Here is a 13,682-nt window from a genome sequence, read left to right on the forward strand (position 1 = left end):
GCCGTGGGCCGCGCCGCGCTCAAAACCGGTACTTCCGGTCGGGCCGTTGCTCCCTAGCGCTGCGGGTTTCGGACGTGGAGGCCGTGCGACGCTGACCGCGAGGATCGACGCCAAGGGCCTCGGACAGGTGGGCGTGCTCTTTGAGGGCGTGTTGCGCGGCGCGGCCACAGGCCGCGCCGCGCTCAAAACCGGTACCCGGTGGAGCTTTTGCGCTATCGCACTGCGGGTCTGGGACGTGGAGGCGCTGCGACGCCAACCGCGGGGATCGGCTTCGGCTGCCTGGTGGAATGTCGTACAGGTTCCGCGGCGCGACCAAGGTCGCGCCGCGGAAAAGGCAAAGCGTCCCCCGACGAGCGCTCCACACCGTCGAGGCTGGGGTGCCGGGTTGATCGAGTGGCGCTGCCGCGCCAGAGGCGCGCTCGCTCGTCACGCAACTCTGGGCCGAATACGTCCGGCCGGGCCGGGTCTTGAACGAGTTTTGCGCGGCGCGGCGTTGGCCGCGCCGCGCTAAAACCCGGAGCTTGACGGGCCCTGGGTGTTTCATGACTGCCGGGCTGAGTGTTCAAGCGTCATCAGGCGCGGGTCCTCGCTCGTCCGACGCTCTCCCGCTGCATCTGCGGCATTGGCATGGTGGGCAGGCTACGGACGACGGAACGACGGTCAGCGGGTCTCGCATCCGCACTACGTTCGTGACCGGGCCTGGTTCGGTACCGGCCACATACGTGCGGATCGTCATACGGCTAGTGCGCGGCCCCTCGACCATATTCGCCTCCCTGGGTAACCGATCTGTCACCCAGCGAACACCCGCAGGCGTACCGTGGGAACGGTCCAGGATCCAGCAGTTGGACTTGTGGGATAGGTCAACGATGCCTGCTCCGAAAGAACTTGATCCGGAAGCGTCGCTCTGGCACCTGTTCGGTGCTTACCTGCGGTTTCTTAGAACTGCGAACGGGGAGACGCAATCTCGACTCGGCAATCGTCTGCATTCAACAGGGTCGTTCGTTGGACAGATCGAGACAGGCGAACGGACACCCAGTCCCGAGTTCGCTGCGCAACTCGACGCGGCGACCGGGGCTACGAAACTCCTCATCGCAACGGCGTCTCATGCACGCAAGCTCACGCCGGATCCCAAGGAATGGTTCGAGAGCTTCGCCGAGACGGAGAGGGCTGCGACGCGGATTCGGACGTTTCAACCTCAGGTGATCCCTGGGCTCCTCCAATGTGAGGAGTACATAAGGGAGTTGCTGAAGCGCGCCCGCGTACCAGCGGCACGGGCCGAAATGTGGGTTGAACGCCGACTTGCGCGGCGGCGCCTGCTGCTGGCCTCCGAACCACCCGAATACTGGGCCATCGTTGACGAGGCCGCGCTGCTCCGGCTGATGCGGAACCCCGAGGTGGCGAAGCCTCAGCTCCTCCTCATGCTCGACATGATCGAGCGGGAGAACGTCGTCCTCGAAATGGTCCCGATCGACGTCGGCTTGCACCCATGCATGGATGGCGCTTTCGTGCTGTTCACCGTCCCCGGCAAGGGAGAATGTACGTACGCCGAGGACATGTCGGAGGGGCGTATGACCACCAACGCTCAGACCGTGGCGGAGGTTCAGCGTCGATACGATCTGCTCCGGTCCGACACCCTTGCCCCCGCCCGGACGGAACGGCACCTGAGAGACCTCTTGGAGGGCACAGAATGACGCCTGCACGTTCCAGGTTCACGTGGCGGAAATCGTCTTACAGCGGGCAACAGGGGGGCGACTGCGTAGAGGTTTGCGACGGCATCCCAGGAGTCGTCCCTGTGCGTGACAGCAAGGAACCGGCGCGCGGGCACCTGATGGTCTCGGCGTCGTCGTGGACTTCACTGGCTCGGGCGCTCAAGGCGAGCTGACGCACGCTGCGAAGGTCGCGGCGTCTGTATGGAGCGTCCGCCCTTGTTGGAAATGCCGAAGGGGTCCGGACGCTTTGTGGCGTCCGGACCCCTTCGGTGGGTCTGCGTCGGTACAGGGTGGCCGGGCTGGGCGTCGGCCGTTCGTCGGGGTCATGCGGCGGGGTGGGTGGTGCGGGCCTCGCGGCGGGCGCGGCGGGCGGCGCGGCGGGTGCGGAGGGCGGTGGAGACGACGCGCTCGTGGGCGGCGACCTCGCGCATCTCGTGGGACCGGGTCTGGAAGAGCTGGTACTCGATCACGGTGACTCCTTGAAGTCCGTTCCCTCGGCGGGCTTTCCGCTCCGGGTTCCCGGTGTCTCTCCGGGCATGACTCAAGATTCGTCTCCCAGTGGGGTACCGGGCATCGGACGGATGCCCGATCTTGGAGGGCGGATTCGCCATGGCTCGGGCTGAGGTGGCTCAGGGGGCGTCTAAGGTGCTGATGATGCGGTCTAAGGCACCCCCGAAGCCGGCTAAGCCGCAGGTCAGGGTGTGTCGAGCTGCTTCACGAAGTGGAACGCGGTGATGTCCAGGCGTTCGCGGAGGTAGAAGCGGTGGGCCGCGGTGCGGGCGGTGCCGGAGTCCAGGGTGAGTTCGCGGCAGCCTCGTTCGCGGGCGTGGTTTTCGAGGTGGGCCAAGAGGGCGCCGCCTACTCCCGTCGAGCGGGCGGATTCGGCGGTGACCAGGTCGTCCACGTGGAGGGCGCGCAGCGAGACGGTGTTCACCTGGACGCGCCAGCCGGCCGCGCCGACGCAGCGGCCGTTGTCGTCGAACACGGCGGTGAAGCGCAGGCCTTGGCGGTAGCCCTCGTCGTAGACCTGCGCGAAGAGGTCCGCGGTCAGGTGGGGGCGCAGTTCGCGGAGTACGGGCAGGACGTCGGCGATGCGCGGGTCGGCAGGCTCGAGGTCGACGATCTTCATGGTGGGAACGATAGGGACGGTGCGGCGGGCGTTTACCGTCGGGGCGACGGCGGCAGTGCCGCCGCCCGTGGGCGGCGGCACTGGGGTTTCCGGGTCAGGCGGTGAAGCCGAGGGCCAGGGTGGCGACGACCGGGGCCAGGTACAGGACCGGGAAGGCGACCGTGTTGTAGGAGCGGGCGCGCAGGACGGTGACGACGGCGCCCAGGAAGTACAGGATCAGGCAGACCGCCGCGGCGATGCCGATGGCGGGGACCGCAAGGCCGACCAGGAGGCCGACGGCTCCTGCGGACTTGGCCAGGCCGAGCAGGGTCCACGCGGAGCGCGGCACGCCGTACTGGATGAGCGGCGCGGTCACGAAGTCGGCCCGGCGCAGCAGCGAGAATCCGGAGAATCCGACCCAAAGCGCACTGACGACGGCAACGACGGTGTAGGCGACGGACATGGCGGACTCCTTGGATCGACGCGGCGGATGCGCTTGCGGCGCGGTGACCCGGCTCGCTTGCGGACCCGGACATCGCACTGACGGAGCACGTCCGCGATGTGTGACAGCCGATCGCCGTCGACGTCGAAACCGGCGGAGACCGGCCGGCTACGGAGTCACGGTGATCGCGGGTGCCGTCGGGACGGACGGGGGTGTCGGAACGGTGGTCGGACCGGCCGGGGCGGTGGTCGGCACGGGGGTCGGGGCGCCTGGCATCACGGTCGGGATGCTCGTCGGGGGAACGGGATGGCCCGGGACCGTCGGCGGGGTTGTCGGAGCCGCCGTGGTAAGGGGAAGGCACGGGGGCGGGTTGCCCGGGAGGCTCGGCGTCACGGTCGGGACGGCCGGTGGTGCGGTCGGCGCGGTCGGCGCCGCCGGCACTGCGGTCGGCACTCCGGGGGGCGGGGTAGGCCCGCCCGGCGCCATGGTCGGCACGCCGGGGGCCGCGGTCGGGGCGCCCAGGTGGCTCGGGATCGCGGTCGGCACCCCCGGAGGCGGCGGCCCGGCCGGACGACCGGGCGTGGGCGACACCGACGGCACAGTCGGAGCGCCCGACGGGACCGCGACGACGCACGGCGGAACCGTCGGTACCCCCGCAGCCGAGACGGTCGGGACCGGGTTGGTGGCCGTGGCGGTGGAGGCGGATTTGTCCGGGGACTGCTGGAAGGCCACGGCGGCGCCCGCGGCGATGAGGACGGCGGCGGCGGCCGAGGCCGTCGTGATGACCGTGCGGCGGCGCCGGGTTCGGCGGGCGATGGCCGCTGCGTCGATGACCGGGGGGTGTGCGCTGTCCGCGAACTCGTCCATGGCGTGCACCAGTGCCTTTCCGAGGAAGTCGTCGTCGGGAGGGAGTGCAGTCATCACGCACCTTCGAGGTGGGGCAGCGGGGTGAGGGCGGCGGCGTTGGCGCGCAACTTCGCGAGGGCACGCGAGAGTTGCGAGCGCACGGACCCGGGCGTGATGCCGAGGGTCGCGGCGATGCCCTGGTCGTCCATGTCGTGCAGGTAGTGGAGGACGACGACCGTGCGCATGCCCACGGGCAGCGCCTGGAGCGCGCGGATGAGCTCGTCGCGCTGTTCCAGTTGCCGGTAGGCGTCGTGCGGGTCGGTGCGGTCGGGAACGACGGGCAGTTCCTCTCCGCGTCGCCTGAGCCGACGCCGCCGGTCGTTGGCCAGGTTGACCACGATCGTGCGTACGTAGGCCTCGGGCGAGTCCGCCGCGGTGACCCGTTTCCAGTTGCGGCAGGCGCGTTCGAGGGCCTCCTGGAGCAGGTCCTCGGCGGTCTCGCGGTTGCCGGTCAGGACGTACGCGGTGCGGAACAGCGCGGCCGAGCGCGCCGTCACGAACTCGACGAAGTCGATCTCGTCCGGGCCCGGACTGCCCCTGCGCAGCCTCACCGGCCGCCTGTCGACGTGTCCACGCGTTCCTCCTCGGGTGCGATCACTGCACCCCTCCTCGACGACCGCCCCGCGACGGTTGCTGCACAGCGCGCGCCCGTGTGACCCGGATCACCGTCGGGGAATGCGAGCGAGGGCGCTCCCGACGGATCGGGGGCGCCCTCGTTGCAGGGGTGGAGCGACGTCGTCAGATGGTCGCGGCGTCGATCACGAAGCGGTACCGCACGTCGCCGGCCAGGACGCGGTCGTAGGCCTCGTTGATCCGGTCGGCGTCGATCAGTTCGATGTCCGCGCCCAGGCCGTGCTCGGCGCAGAAGTCGAGCATCTCCTGGGTCTCGGCGATGCCGCCGATCATCGAGCCGGCGAGCGTCTTGTTGCCGTCGATCAGCGAGAACAGGTGCACCGGCAGCGGGTCGGCCGGGGCGCCGACGTTCACGAACACGCCGCCGGTCTTGACCAGGCCGAGAATCGCGTTCAGGTCGAAGTTCGCCGAGACGGTGCTGACGATCAGGTCGAACGAGCCGGCCAGCTCCTCGAAGGTCGCCGGGTCGGACGTGGCGTAGAAGGCCTCCGCGCCGAGGCGGAGCCCGTCCTCCTGCTTGCGAAGGCTCTGGCTGAGCACGGTGACCTCGGCACCGAGGGCGGCGGCGATCTTGACACCCATGTGGCCGAGCCCGCCGAGGCCGACGACGGCGACCTTCTTGCCCGGGCCCGCGCCCCAGCGCTTGAGCGGCGAGTAGAGGGTGATGCCGGCGCACAGCAGCGGCGCGGCGACGTCGAGCGCGACGCCCTCGGGGATCTTCAGCGCGAAGTTCTCGGTGACGACGATGTGCGTGCTGTAACCGCCGTACATGTGGTCGCCGTTGGGGTCGACGGGGTAGGTGGCGGTGGCACCGGTGAGGCAGAACTGCTCCATACCGGCCTTGCAGTTGTCGCACTCGCCGCAGGAGTCGACGAAACAGCCGACGCCTACGCGGTCGCCCACCTTGTGCTTGGTGACCTGGTCTCCGACGGCGGTGACGACGCCCGCGATCTCGTGTCCGGGCACCATCGGGAAGAGCGACTCGCCCCACTCCTCCTTCACCTGGTGGATGTCGGAGTGGCAGATGCCCGAGTACTTGATCTCTATGAGGACGTCGTGCGGACCGACCGGCCGACGCGCGATCGTGGTGCGTTCCAGCGGCGCCTTGGCGGCGGGGGCGGCGTACGCGGCGACGGCGGTCAGATCGGTGGTGTTGCTCATGGTGTCGATCGCTCCGGAGGCATGCGAGACATAGGGGGCCGTATAAGGCCAACTCCCTGTGCGCTCAGAAATTCCGCCCCTCGGACGACGCGGTCAGTCCCTGGCGGGGGCCAGGCGCCGGTAGCGCAGGTACATCTCGCAGCCCAGGCACAGCCCGAAGGCGGCGTTCAGGAACGCCGCGAACAGGGCGAACGCGGTGGCGGTGACGCCGAGCGCGGTGGCGCCGGCGAGGTAGCCGGCGGTGCCGACGACAGCGAAGCCGAGGCCGACGCCCTGGGCGAACCGCACCGGGCGCGGGTCCTCGCGCTCGGTGGGCGGGGCGAGGCGCGGCGCGACGAGGTGCCGGTAGAGCAGCCCGTACGGTGCCCGCCCGGGCCCGGCGAAGACGCCGATCGCGAACACGAGCGCCTGTGCCGCGAGCAGCCATCCGCTCCCGGTGACGAGCACGATCGCGAGGACGAGCGAGGTGAGGGCGGCCGCGAAGCGCGGCCCGCGCGGGTCGAGACCCATGTGACGGCTCCTGCGGGTCAGGCGGGCGATACGGCCAGCGCCACGGCGGCGAGGGCGTCCTGGCGGCGCGGTACGCCGGTGGCGCGCCGCACGATGTGTCCGCGCGCGTCCAGCACGAGCACGGTCGGGGTGCGGCTGATGTCGAGCCGCCGGACCAGGTCGAGGTGCTTCTCGGCGTCGACCTCGGCGTGCACGACGCCGTCGAGTTCGCCGGCGATCTGTCCCAGCAGGAGGCGGGTCGTGCGGCACGGGCTGCAGAAGGCGGTGGAGAACTGCACGAAGGTGGCCCTGGTGCCGAGCGTCACACCGATCTCGGCCGGGTCCAGCGCGGGTGCCGCGGCTTCGGTGCGCTCCGCCACGTCCCGCATCCTTCCGTCGTTCCGGCGCCGCCACAGGCCCACCGCGGTCGCGGCGGCGAGCACCACGGCGACGACGATGATTCCTGCGGACATGCGGCGCTCAACACGTGAAGGCGCCGGAGTTATTCCCGATCGCCGGATTCCCCGGCGCCTTCACGGCCGGCAGGCCCCTCACCCGGTGGTCGTGAGCCGGGCCACGGTCAGGCCCGCGACGAGCAGCACGAGGGCGGTGACGCGCCCGAGGTTGAGGGCGTCGTGCTGGACGACGACGCCGAGCACGATCGCGCCGATGGTCCCTATGCCGGTGAAGACCGCGTAGGACGTCCCGGTCGGCAGGTCCTTCATGGCGCGCGACAGCAGGTAGACGGCGCTGACCATGAGCACGAAGCACAGCGCGGTCTGGGGAAGCTTGGTGAAGCCCTCGGTCGGTTTGATGCTCTGCGACCAGGCGACCTCGACGACGCCGGCGAGCAGCAGCCAGACCCACGGCATGTCAGCTCTCCCTCGGGATCGCGAACCCGGCCAGCTTCGCGGCGAGCTCCTCGGTGTCGCGGACGGCCTGCGCGGCGGACGCGCGGTGCTGCTCGACGCGCTCGGCGAGGCCCGGGTCGACCAGGGCGTTGACCAGCTCGGCGCTGATGACCGTCCCGTCCTCGACCGCGTAGTGCCCGGCGAAGAAGTCGAGCAGGTAGCGGCCCTGGTGGTCGTACGGCTCGCGCGGCATGCCGGGCCCGTAGGCGCCGCCGCGCGCCGAGACGACGACGAACTTCCGTGGCGCGAGCACCATCTTGGGGAAGGTGACCTGGTCGATCCACGCCTTGAGCGCGGCCGGGACGCCGAAGTTGTACATCGGCGCGCCGATCAGCACGACGTCGGCGGCGACCAGTTCGGCGAGCAGCGGTTCGACGACCGCCCAGGCCTCGCGCTCCTCGTCGGTGCGGACCGCGTCGGCGTACCGGGCGATGTCGGTGATGCCTTCGCGGAGCAGCGTGTCGCAGATCCGCGTCCAGCCCTCGCGGATGGCGGGCGGTGTGTCGGCGGCCAGGTCGCGGTACGTGACGCCGCCGCCGGACGCCCGCCAGCGGTCGGCGAAGGCCGCGCCGAGCCGCCGGGAGAACGAGTCGGTGCGGGCGCTGCTGTCGAGGTGCAGGAGCTGGGACACGGCGGGACTCCCTGGTCAGAGGCGTGCGAAGGACGAGCAGCTAAGTGGACAGACTGTCCGCTTGCCGACGTCCCGAACCCTACGCACAAGTGGACTCCGTGTCCACTTGCTGCCTAGAGTGAGGCCATGAGCCGACCGCCGAACCCGCCCGCGACCCCCGGGGCCCCGCCGCTGCCGATGGCCGACCCGCCGCCCCCGCGCGAGCGCGCCGACGCCGCACGCAACCGCGCGCGCGTCCTGGCGGCGGCGGCCAAGCTGTTCGCGGACCGCGACCCGGCCGGCGTGACGATGGACGACATCGCGAAGGCGGCCGGCATCGGCCGCGGCACGCTCTACCGCCGCTACCCGGACCGAGCGTCGATCGCCCGCGCACTGCTGGACGAGCACGAGCGCGCGCTCCAGGAGAAGCTCATGCGCGGCCCCGCCCCGCTCGGCCCCGGCGGTCAGGGCGGACCAGGCGACGACGTGACGCCCGCCCAACGGCTCGCCGCCTTCTATGCCGCGATGGTCGAACTCCTCGAGACCCACGTGCACTTGGTGCTCGGCGCGGAGACGGGATCGGCACGGTACGAGACGGGCGCGTACGCGTTCTGGCGCCTGCACGTGCGCCACCTCACCGCCGAAGCGGGCGCGCCCGACCCGGACGCGCTGGCCGACCAGTTGCTGGCGCCGCTCGCGCCCGAGCTCTTCCGCAGCCAGCGCGAGCGCGGGATCGGCATCGACCGGATCAGCGCGAGCCTGGAGGTGCTGGCGTACGGCGTGCTGGGCGGCCCGACCGGGCCCTGACGCGGCGGCGGGAACCCCTCAGGCGGCAGGCCCGCGCGCCGGGATCAGGCCGACCCCTCGGCGCGCACCACCGCACCCGGATCGCCCGTGAACCACGCCAGCGCGACCGCCCCGCACGGCGCCGACGAGTCGTACCGTGTGCCGCCGCCCGGCACGGTCACCCACCGGCCGGGCCGGTAGGTGCTCCCGTTCATGCGCAACTCGCCCGACAGCAGCAGGAAATGCTCGTCGAAGGCATAGGCGACCGCGGTCGGCCGCGCCCACCCCGGCGGGAACCGCACCAGCGCGGAGACCGCACCCGAGCCGGCGTCCCACCGCAGCGTCGCGAGCCGCACCGGCGTCGCGGTGAACGGCATGACGAAGTCCCGCCACCGCAACGCGGGCCCCCGCGGGCTCACCCCCCGATCGCCTCGACGCCCGCCACCAGGGACTTCGCGATCACCGTCCGCAGGATGTCGTTCGTGCCCTCGCCGATCGCCATCAACGGCGCGTCCCGGTACAGCCGTTCGACGACGAACTCCTGCGAGTAGCCGTACCCGCCGTGGATCCGCATCGCGTCGAGCGAGCAGGTGAGCGCCGCCTCCGACGCGACGAGTTTGGCCATGCCCGACTCCATGTCCACGCGCTTGCCCGCGTCCGCGCGCGACGCCGCCCAGTAGACCAGCAGCCGCGCGGCCTGCACGCCGGCGGCCATGTCGGCGAGCTTGAGCTGGACCGCCTGGAAGCCGCTGATCGGCTGCCCGAAGGCGTGCCGCTGCCGGGAGTACTCCAGGGCCTCGTCGTACGCCCGCTGCGCGACCCCGACCGCGCGCGCCGCCACGTTGATGCGCCCCGTCTCCAGGCCGGACAGCGCCTGCTTCATCCCGACGCCCTCGACGCCGCCGAGCAGCCGCGAGGCAGGCACCCGCACGTCCGTCAACAGGAGTTCGCACGACTCGGGGCCCTTGTAGCCGAGCTTGGGCAGGTCGCGCAGCACCTCGAACCCGGGCGTGTCCGTATCGATCAGCAACACGCTCATGCCGCGGTGCGCGGGAACCGCCTCGGGGTCGGTCTTCACGAGCACGGGCAACACGGCGGCGTGCCGCGCGTTGGTGATCCAGGTCTTGGCGCCGTTGACGACGTAGGTGTCACCATCGAGCCGCGCGGTGGTACGGATGCCCTGCAGGTCGGTTCCGGCGTCCGGCTCGGTCAGCGCGATGCCCGAACGCCATTCCCCGCTCGCGAGTTTCGGCAGGTAGTGCGAGCGCTGCTCGGGCGTGCCGTGCCGCGCGATCATCCAGCAGGCGAGCGAGTGCGAGCCGAGGATGCCCGCGACGCCCATCCAACCGCGCGAGATCTCCTCGAAGACCAGGGCGAACGACACCATGTCGACGGCGAGTCCGCCGTACTCGTTCGGCACGGTCAGACCGAAGAGGCCCAACGACCGCATGGTGTCGACGATTTCCGTGGGGTAGCGCCCGGTACGCTCCCACTCGGCGGCGACCGGTTCCACCTCCTTGCGCACGAAGTCCCGCAGCGTGCGCTGGAACATCTTCTGTTCGTCGTTGAGTTCGAAGTCCACGGGGTGTTCGCCGCCTCACGCGTCGGGGTCCGGTCGGAAGACTGGCAGCGCGCGGCCGTCCGGCAGCGGGCGCCACGCCAGGACGACCGGCAGATCGCAGGCGAGCCGGTCGAGGGGGCAGTCGACGATGTTGGTGAGCAGGACGGGGCCCTCCGCGAGGCGCACGCGCGCCACGACGTAGGGCGGGGTCAGGTCGGGGCGCGGCGCGCGGTGGGTGACCGAGTAGGTGTCGATCCGGCCGCGGCCGGACACGTCGGTGAACTCCAGCGAAGTTTTTCCACAGGCTGTGCACAACGCGCGCGGATAGTGCTGGAGATGTGCACAATCCAGGCACCGCTGGACGACCAGGCGGCGCTCTCGGGTCGCGTCCCACCAGCCCGCAGTGACCTCGTCCGGCGGCGGAACGCGGTATTCCGGCGGGCTTTCGGCGTTGCCGCCGGTGTGCTCGGCAGTGCTCGCTTCAGTACCCATTCGTCCCCGCCTGTCGCATTACGCGCCTCATCGGTCCCGGCCCAGCAGCACTGTGGCATGTGTCGAGAAGATGCCGCCGGTGCCATGCGCCAACGCCACCGAAGGATCCGCCACTTGGCGGGCACCGCACTCGCCGCGCAGCTGCCGCACGGCCTCGACCAGCAGCAAGAGGCCGTACATGCCGGGGTGGTTGTACGACAGACCGCCGCCGCTGGTGTTGAACGGCAGCGCGCCGCCGGGCCGCAGCCGCCCGTCCGCGACGAAATCCGGCCCCTCGCCGGGCGCGCAGAAGCCGACCGCCTCCAGGCCGAGCAGCGCGGTGATCGTGAACGAGTCGTACACCTCGACGACGTCCACGTCGGCGGGCCCGAGCCCGGCCATCCCGTACGCGCGCGCTGCGGCGTCGAACGAGCCGGGGCGCAGAAGGTTATCCACAGCCGCCATGCCGGAGTTGGTGGTCGACTCGCCGTATCCGAGCACCACGACGGGGTCCGGACGCAGGTCGCGGGCCCGTTCGAGGGACGTGACGACGACCGCGCCGCCGCCGTCGGGGACGGTGACGGTGACGCCCAGGTCGGACTCGGCGACGCCGACGATCGCCGCGGTCACACCGGCCTCCCCACGACGACGGTGGCACCCGCCGGGCCGACGGCGACGCGCTCCGGCGCGCCGTCCGCGCCCAGCACGACGACCTCCTGCTCGACCGTCACCGTGTCGCCCTGGACGGCGGTGACCCGGCCCGTGCAGCGCACCCGCTCGCCCGCGAACACCAGGCCCCGGAAGCGGAACCGCAACGCTGTCAGGCGCGCGTTCGGGCCGAGCCAGTCGAGCAGTTGCTCGGCCAGCAGGGCGCCGAACACCTGGCCGTCCACCACGGGGGCGGGCAGCCCGCGTTCGGCCGCCCACGTGTCGTCGTGGTGCATGCGGTGCCAGTCCCAGGTCGCACCCGCATAGGCGACCATCGACACGCGGTCCATCGTGCGTTCCAGCGGCGGGACGTCGGTGCCCGCCGCCGGGAGACCGCCTCGCACAGCGGTCACGGCTGCGCCGTCCAAATGATCGTCTCCTCGTCGGTCGCGAGCGGTGCGCCGTGCTGGTCGGTGTAGCGGGCGGTGACGTTCTCCACCACGCGCGTCACGTCGTCCAGGCCGAGGCCGGCCGCGGCGAGGATCGCGCGGATCTTGGCGTACGCGGTGCGGGTCTGCCGGGCCATGCCGCCGTTGACGACGATCCGCCCGGCGTCCGGGTCGTACTCCGACGCCGAGTGCTTGCCCGGACAGGACCGCCTCGGTGCCGCCGTCGGGCAGCGTGCGAGCCAGCCCGAGCGAGAAGGTGTAGCCCTCGTAGCGGAACCACGGGAAGTCGGCGGGTCGGATCGGTGCGTACGGCATCGCTGTTCCCCCTGATCGTGCGGATCCCTGCCTTACGCGACGCTGCCCTTCCCGGCCGCCACCTGCGCCGTCAGATCCAGCAGCGGGCCGAGCCCGCGCACGGTTCCCAGCGCGCGCAGCTGCGCCGCCAGGTGCTCCGAATCGGGCGTCATGCCACCGGCGTTGGCGTGGAACTTGGCCATGAGCGCGGTGTCCGACATCGCCGTCGTCGCCGGCTCCTCCGCGCGCTCCTGGCGGCCGCCGCGGAACCGCACGGTCAGTCGCCCCGGCGCGGTCGCCGCCTCGCCGTCCCCGCGCGCCTGCACGAAACGGACGCGCTGGGCGAGTTCGTTCAGCTGGACGCGTCTCGTGCAGCCCTCGGAGTAGGTGTCGACGCCGACCGAGCCGTCCGTGAGCATCGCGGCGAGCGTCCAGGCCAGCGAGAACTTCGCGTCGTAGACGGTCTTCGGGTACGCCTTGTCCGGCCCGCACACGATCGGCACGGCCTCCTTCGGCACGGTCACCTTGACCGACTCGACGTCGGCGGCGGTCAGCCCGGCCTCGGCCATCCTCGCGACGACCGTCTGGGCGGCGTTGAGCGAGGCGTGGATCAACTGGCAGCACGGGTAAGGCTTCGGCGTCACACGCAGCAGCTCCCACCGGTCGCCGAGCCCGCCCAGTACCTGGTGCGGGGCGACGGTCCGCCCGGCGAGCGCGCGGAACACCCCGAACTCGCCCTCGAACACGGTGTCGGGCCCGGTCGCGCCGGCCGCGGCGAGCCGCGCGGCGAGGATGCCGTTCGAGGCCGCCTGCCCCGGGTGCAGCTGCTTGGTGGCCGATCCCGTGCTCAGGAACTCCAGCAGCCCGCCCGCCGAACTCCCGGCTATGCCCAGCGCGTTGACGGTGCGGTCGACGTCCAGCCGCATCAGCCGGGCGCTGACCAGCGCCGCGGCGAGCACCCCGGCGACGCCGGTCGCGTGTATGCCGCGCGCGTGGAACGCGTGCGGCGCGGCGGCGCCGATCCGGCACGCCGTCTCCATCCCGGCGACGGCCGCCAGCAGCACCTCGGCGCCGGTCGCGCGCTGCTCCTGGCCGACCGCGAACGCCGCGGCCAGCACCGGCGCGGTGGAGTGCACCAGCCCGCCGGGATGCGTGTCGTCGAAGTCGAGGGCGTGGACGAGGGTGCCGTTGGCAAATGCGGCCGCGGGCGCGCCGATACGCGGACCGCCCGAGCCGATCACCGTGGCCTTGCGCGGCCCGCCGAGCGCCGCCGCGACGCCGACCGCGGGCTCGGCGGCGCCGAGCCGCGCGGCGGCGAGGGCGGTGCCGACGCCGTCCAGCAGGCCGCGGCACGCCGCGTCCCTGACCTCGTCGGGTGCGGTGTCGTTCGTCAGTCCCAGGGCCCACAAGGTCAGGTGTGCGGCGACGGTCATGTCTGCTCCCCGAACGCACCGGCGCGGCCCAGTGCCGCGATCCTGTCCTCGTCGTACCCGAGGGGATCGCG

The 13,682-nt window shown here is 71.7% G+C and carries 20 protein-coding genes; 3 read left to right on the top strand and 17 right to left on the bottom strand.

Annotation, left to right across the window (positions count from 1 at the left end; genetic code table 11):
- Positions 1-842 precede the first annotated feature (842 nt).
- Both QI554_RS37590 and QI554_RS37595 read left to right on the top strand, forming a co-directional pair.
- Complete coding sequence (locus QI554_RS37590; protein WP_281476941.1) at positions 843-1,691, top strand: helix-turn-helix domain-containing protein; 849 nt, start codon at positions 843-845, stop codon at positions 1,689-1,691.
- Positions 1,688-1,882: a DUF397 domain-containing protein gene (locus tag QI554_RS37595; protein ID WP_281476943.1), complete on the top strand. Its 195-nt coding sequence runs from the start codon at positions 1,688-1,690 to the stop codon at positions 1,880-1,882. Before QI554_RS37590 ends, QI554_RS37595 begins: the two co-directional genes overlap by 4 nt.
- Before the next feature lie 150 nt (positions 1,883-2,032).
- Here the strand turns inward: QI554_RS37595 and QI554_RS37600 are convergent, their stop codons facing one another.
- The 10 genes from QI554_RS37600 to QI554_RS37645 form a co-directional block, all read right to left on the bottom strand.
- Positions 2,033-2,179, bottom strand: a complete 147-nt coding sequence (locus QI554_RS37600) for a hypothetical protein (RefSeq protein ID WP_281476944.1) — start codon at positions 2,177-2,179, stop codon at positions 2,033-2,035.
- Positions 2,180-2,403: 224 nt separating this feature from the next.
- A complete protein-coding gene (locus tag QI554_RS37605; protein WP_281476945.1) occupies positions 2,404-2,838 on the bottom strand; it encodes a GNAT family N-acetyltransferase in 435 nt (144 codons plus the stop codon).
- A 94-nt stretch (positions 2,839-2,932) separates the two neighbouring features.
- Positions 2,933-3,280 (bottom strand): DoxX family protein, encoded by a 348-nt coding sequence (locus QI554_RS37610; protein ID WP_281476946.1) that lies wholly within the window; start codon positions 3,278-3,280, stop codon positions 2,933-2,935.
- A gap of 147 nt (positions 3,281-3,427) precedes the next feature.
- Entirely contained in the window at positions 3,428-4,180 is a 753-nt protein-coding gene (locus tag QI554_RS37615; RefSeq protein WP_281476948.1) for a hypothetical protein, read from the bottom strand.
- The gene (locus QI554_RS37620; protein ID WP_425528128.1) at positions 4,180-4,641 is read right to left on the bottom strand and encodes a SigE family RNA polymerase sigma factor; all 462 of its coding nucleotides are present in this window, start codon (positions 4,639-4,641) and stop codon (positions 4,180-4,182) included. The genes QI554_RS37615 and QI554_RS37620 overlap by 1 nt, the downstream gene beginning before the upstream one ends.
- A gap of 262 nt (positions 4,642-4,903) precedes the next feature.
- The gene (locus QI554_RS37625; protein WP_281477074.1) at positions 4,904-5,941 is read right to left on the bottom strand and encodes an NAD(P)-dependent alcohol dehydrogenase; all 1,038 of its coding nucleotides are present in this window, start codon (positions 5,939-5,941) and stop codon (positions 4,904-4,906) included.
- A gap of 111 nt (positions 5,942-6,052) precedes the next feature.
- The gene (locus QI554_RS37630; RefSeq protein WP_281476950.1) at positions 6,053-6,469 is read right to left on the bottom strand and encodes a DUF4395 domain-containing protein; all 417 of its coding nucleotides are present in this window, start codon (positions 6,467-6,469) and stop codon (positions 6,053-6,055) included.
- 17 nt (positions 6,470-6,486) lie between these two features.
- Entirely contained in the window at positions 6,487-6,921 is a 435-nt protein-coding gene (locus tag QI554_RS37635; protein ID WP_281476952.1) for a thioredoxin family protein, read from the bottom strand.
- Between the two features lie 78 nt (positions 6,922-6,999).
- Positions 7,000-7,320: a DMT family transporter gene (locus QI554_RS37640; RefSeq protein ID WP_281476954.1), complete on the bottom strand. Its 321-nt coding sequence runs from the start codon at positions 7,318-7,320 to the stop codon at positions 7,000-7,002.
- Between the two features lies 1 nt (position 7,321).
- Complete coding sequence (locus tag QI554_RS37645) at positions 7,322-7,990, bottom strand: FMN-dependent NADH-azoreductase (RefSeq protein ID WP_281476956.1); 669 nt, start codon at positions 7,988-7,990, stop codon at positions 7,322-7,324.
- Positions 7,991-8,167: 177 nt separating this feature from the next.
- Between QI554_RS37645 and QI554_RS37650 the strand changes: the two genes are divergently transcribed.
- A complete protein-coding gene (locus QI554_RS37650; RefSeq protein WP_281477076.1) occupies positions 8,168-8,776 on the top strand; it encodes a TetR/AcrR family transcriptional regulator in 609 nt (202 codons plus the stop codon).
- Between the two features lie 44 nt (positions 8,777-8,820).
- Here the strand turns inward: QI554_RS37650 and QI554_RS37655 are convergent, their stop codons facing one another.
- The 7 genes from QI554_RS37655 to QI554_RS37685 form a co-directional block, all read right to left on the bottom strand.
- Positions 8,821-9,174, bottom strand: coding sequence for a cupin domain-containing protein (locus QI554_RS37655; RefSeq protein WP_281476958.1), 354 nt, complete (start codon positions 9,172-9,174; stop codon positions 8,821-8,823).
- On the bottom strand, positions 9,171-10,337 hold the full coding sequence (locus QI554_RS37660) for an acyl-CoA dehydrogenase family protein (protein WP_281476959.1): 1,167 nt from the start codon (positions 10,335-10,337) through the stop codon (positions 9,171-9,173). Before QI554_RS37660 ends, QI554_RS37655 begins: the two co-directional genes overlap by 4 nt.
- 15 nt (positions 10,338-10,352) lie before the next feature.
- On the bottom strand, positions 10,353-10,808 hold the full coding sequence (locus QI554_RS37665; protein WP_281476961.1) for a Zn-ribbon domain-containing OB-fold protein: 456 nt from the start codon (positions 10,806-10,808) through the stop codon (positions 10,353-10,355).
- Positions 10,809-10,835: 27 nt separating this feature from the next.
- Entirely contained in the window at positions 10,836-11,417 is a 582-nt protein-coding gene (locus tag QI554_RS37670; RefSeq protein WP_281476963.1) for a thiolase C-terminal domain-containing protein, read from the bottom strand.
- Complete coding sequence (locus QI554_RS37675; RefSeq protein WP_281476964.1) at positions 11,414-11,848, bottom strand: MaoC/PaaZ C-terminal domain-containing protein; 435 nt, start codon at positions 11,846-11,848, stop codon at positions 11,414-11,416. The genes QI554_RS37670 and QI554_RS37675 overlap by 4 nt, the downstream gene beginning before the upstream one ends.
- Positions 11,845-12,021, bottom strand: coding sequence for a RidA family protein (locus QI554_RS37680; protein WP_281476965.1), 177 nt, complete (start codon positions 12,019-12,021; stop codon positions 11,845-11,847). The genes QI554_RS37675 and QI554_RS37680 overlap by 4 nt, the downstream gene beginning before the upstream one ends.
- Positions 12,022-12,231: 210 nt before the next feature.
- Entirely contained in the window at positions 12,232-13,611 is a 1,380-nt protein-coding gene (locus QI554_RS37685; RefSeq protein ID WP_281476967.1) for an MmgE/PrpD family protein, read from the bottom strand.
- Positions 13,612-13,682 lie beyond the last annotated feature (71 nt).

Origin of the sequence: Yinghuangia seranimata (genome assembly GCF_029953285.1) — a bacterium.
GTDB classification, from domain to species: domain Bacteria; phylum Actinomycetota; class Actinomycetes; order Streptomycetales; family Streptomycetaceae; genus Yinghuangia; species Yinghuangia seranimata.

Coding starts and splice junctions, on each gene's coding strand:
- QI554_RS37635 (WP_281476952.1), bottom strand. CDS start 6,921: ATGTCCGCAGGAATCATCGTCGTCGCCGTGGTGCTCGCCGCCGCGACC.
- QI554_RS37630 (WP_281476950.1), bottom strand. CDS start 6,469: ATGGGTCTCGACCCGCGCGGGCCGCGCTTCGCGGCCGCCCTCACCTCG.
- QI554_RS37665 (WP_281476961.1), bottom strand. CDS start 10,808: ATGGGTACTGAAGCGAGCACTGCCGAGCACACCGGCGGCAACGCCGAA.
- QI554_RS37685 (WP_281476967.1), bottom strand. CDS start 13,611: ATGACCGTCGCCGCACACCTGACCTTGTGGGCCCTGGGACTGACGAAC.
- QI554_RS37680 (WP_281476965.1), bottom strand. CDS start 12,021: ATGGCCCGGCAGACCCGCACCGCGTACGCCAAGATCCGCGCGATCCTC.
- QI554_RS37640 (WP_281476954.1), bottom strand. CDS start 7,320: ATGCCGTGGGTCTGGCTGCTGCTCGCCGGCGTCGTCGAGGTCGCCTGG.
- QI554_RS37610 (WP_281476946.1), bottom strand. CDS start 3,280: ATGTCCGTCGCCTACACCGTCGTTGCCGTCGTCAGTGCGCTTTGGGTC.
- QI554_RS37595 (WP_281476943.1), top strand. CDS start 1,688: ATGACGCCTGCACGTTCCAGGTTCACGTGGCGGAAATCGTCTTACAGC.
- QI554_RS37605 (WP_281476945.1), bottom strand. CDS start 2,838: ATGAAGATCGTCGACCTCGAGCCTGCCGACCCGCGCATCGCCGACGTC.
- QI554_RS37650 (WP_281477076.1), top strand. CDS start 8,168: ATGGCCGACCCGCCGCCCCCGCGCGAGCGCGCCGACGCCGCACGCAAC.
- QI554_RS37615 (WP_281476948.1), bottom strand. CDS start 4,180: ATGACTGCACTCCCTCCCGACGACGACTTCCTCGGAAAGGCACTGGTG.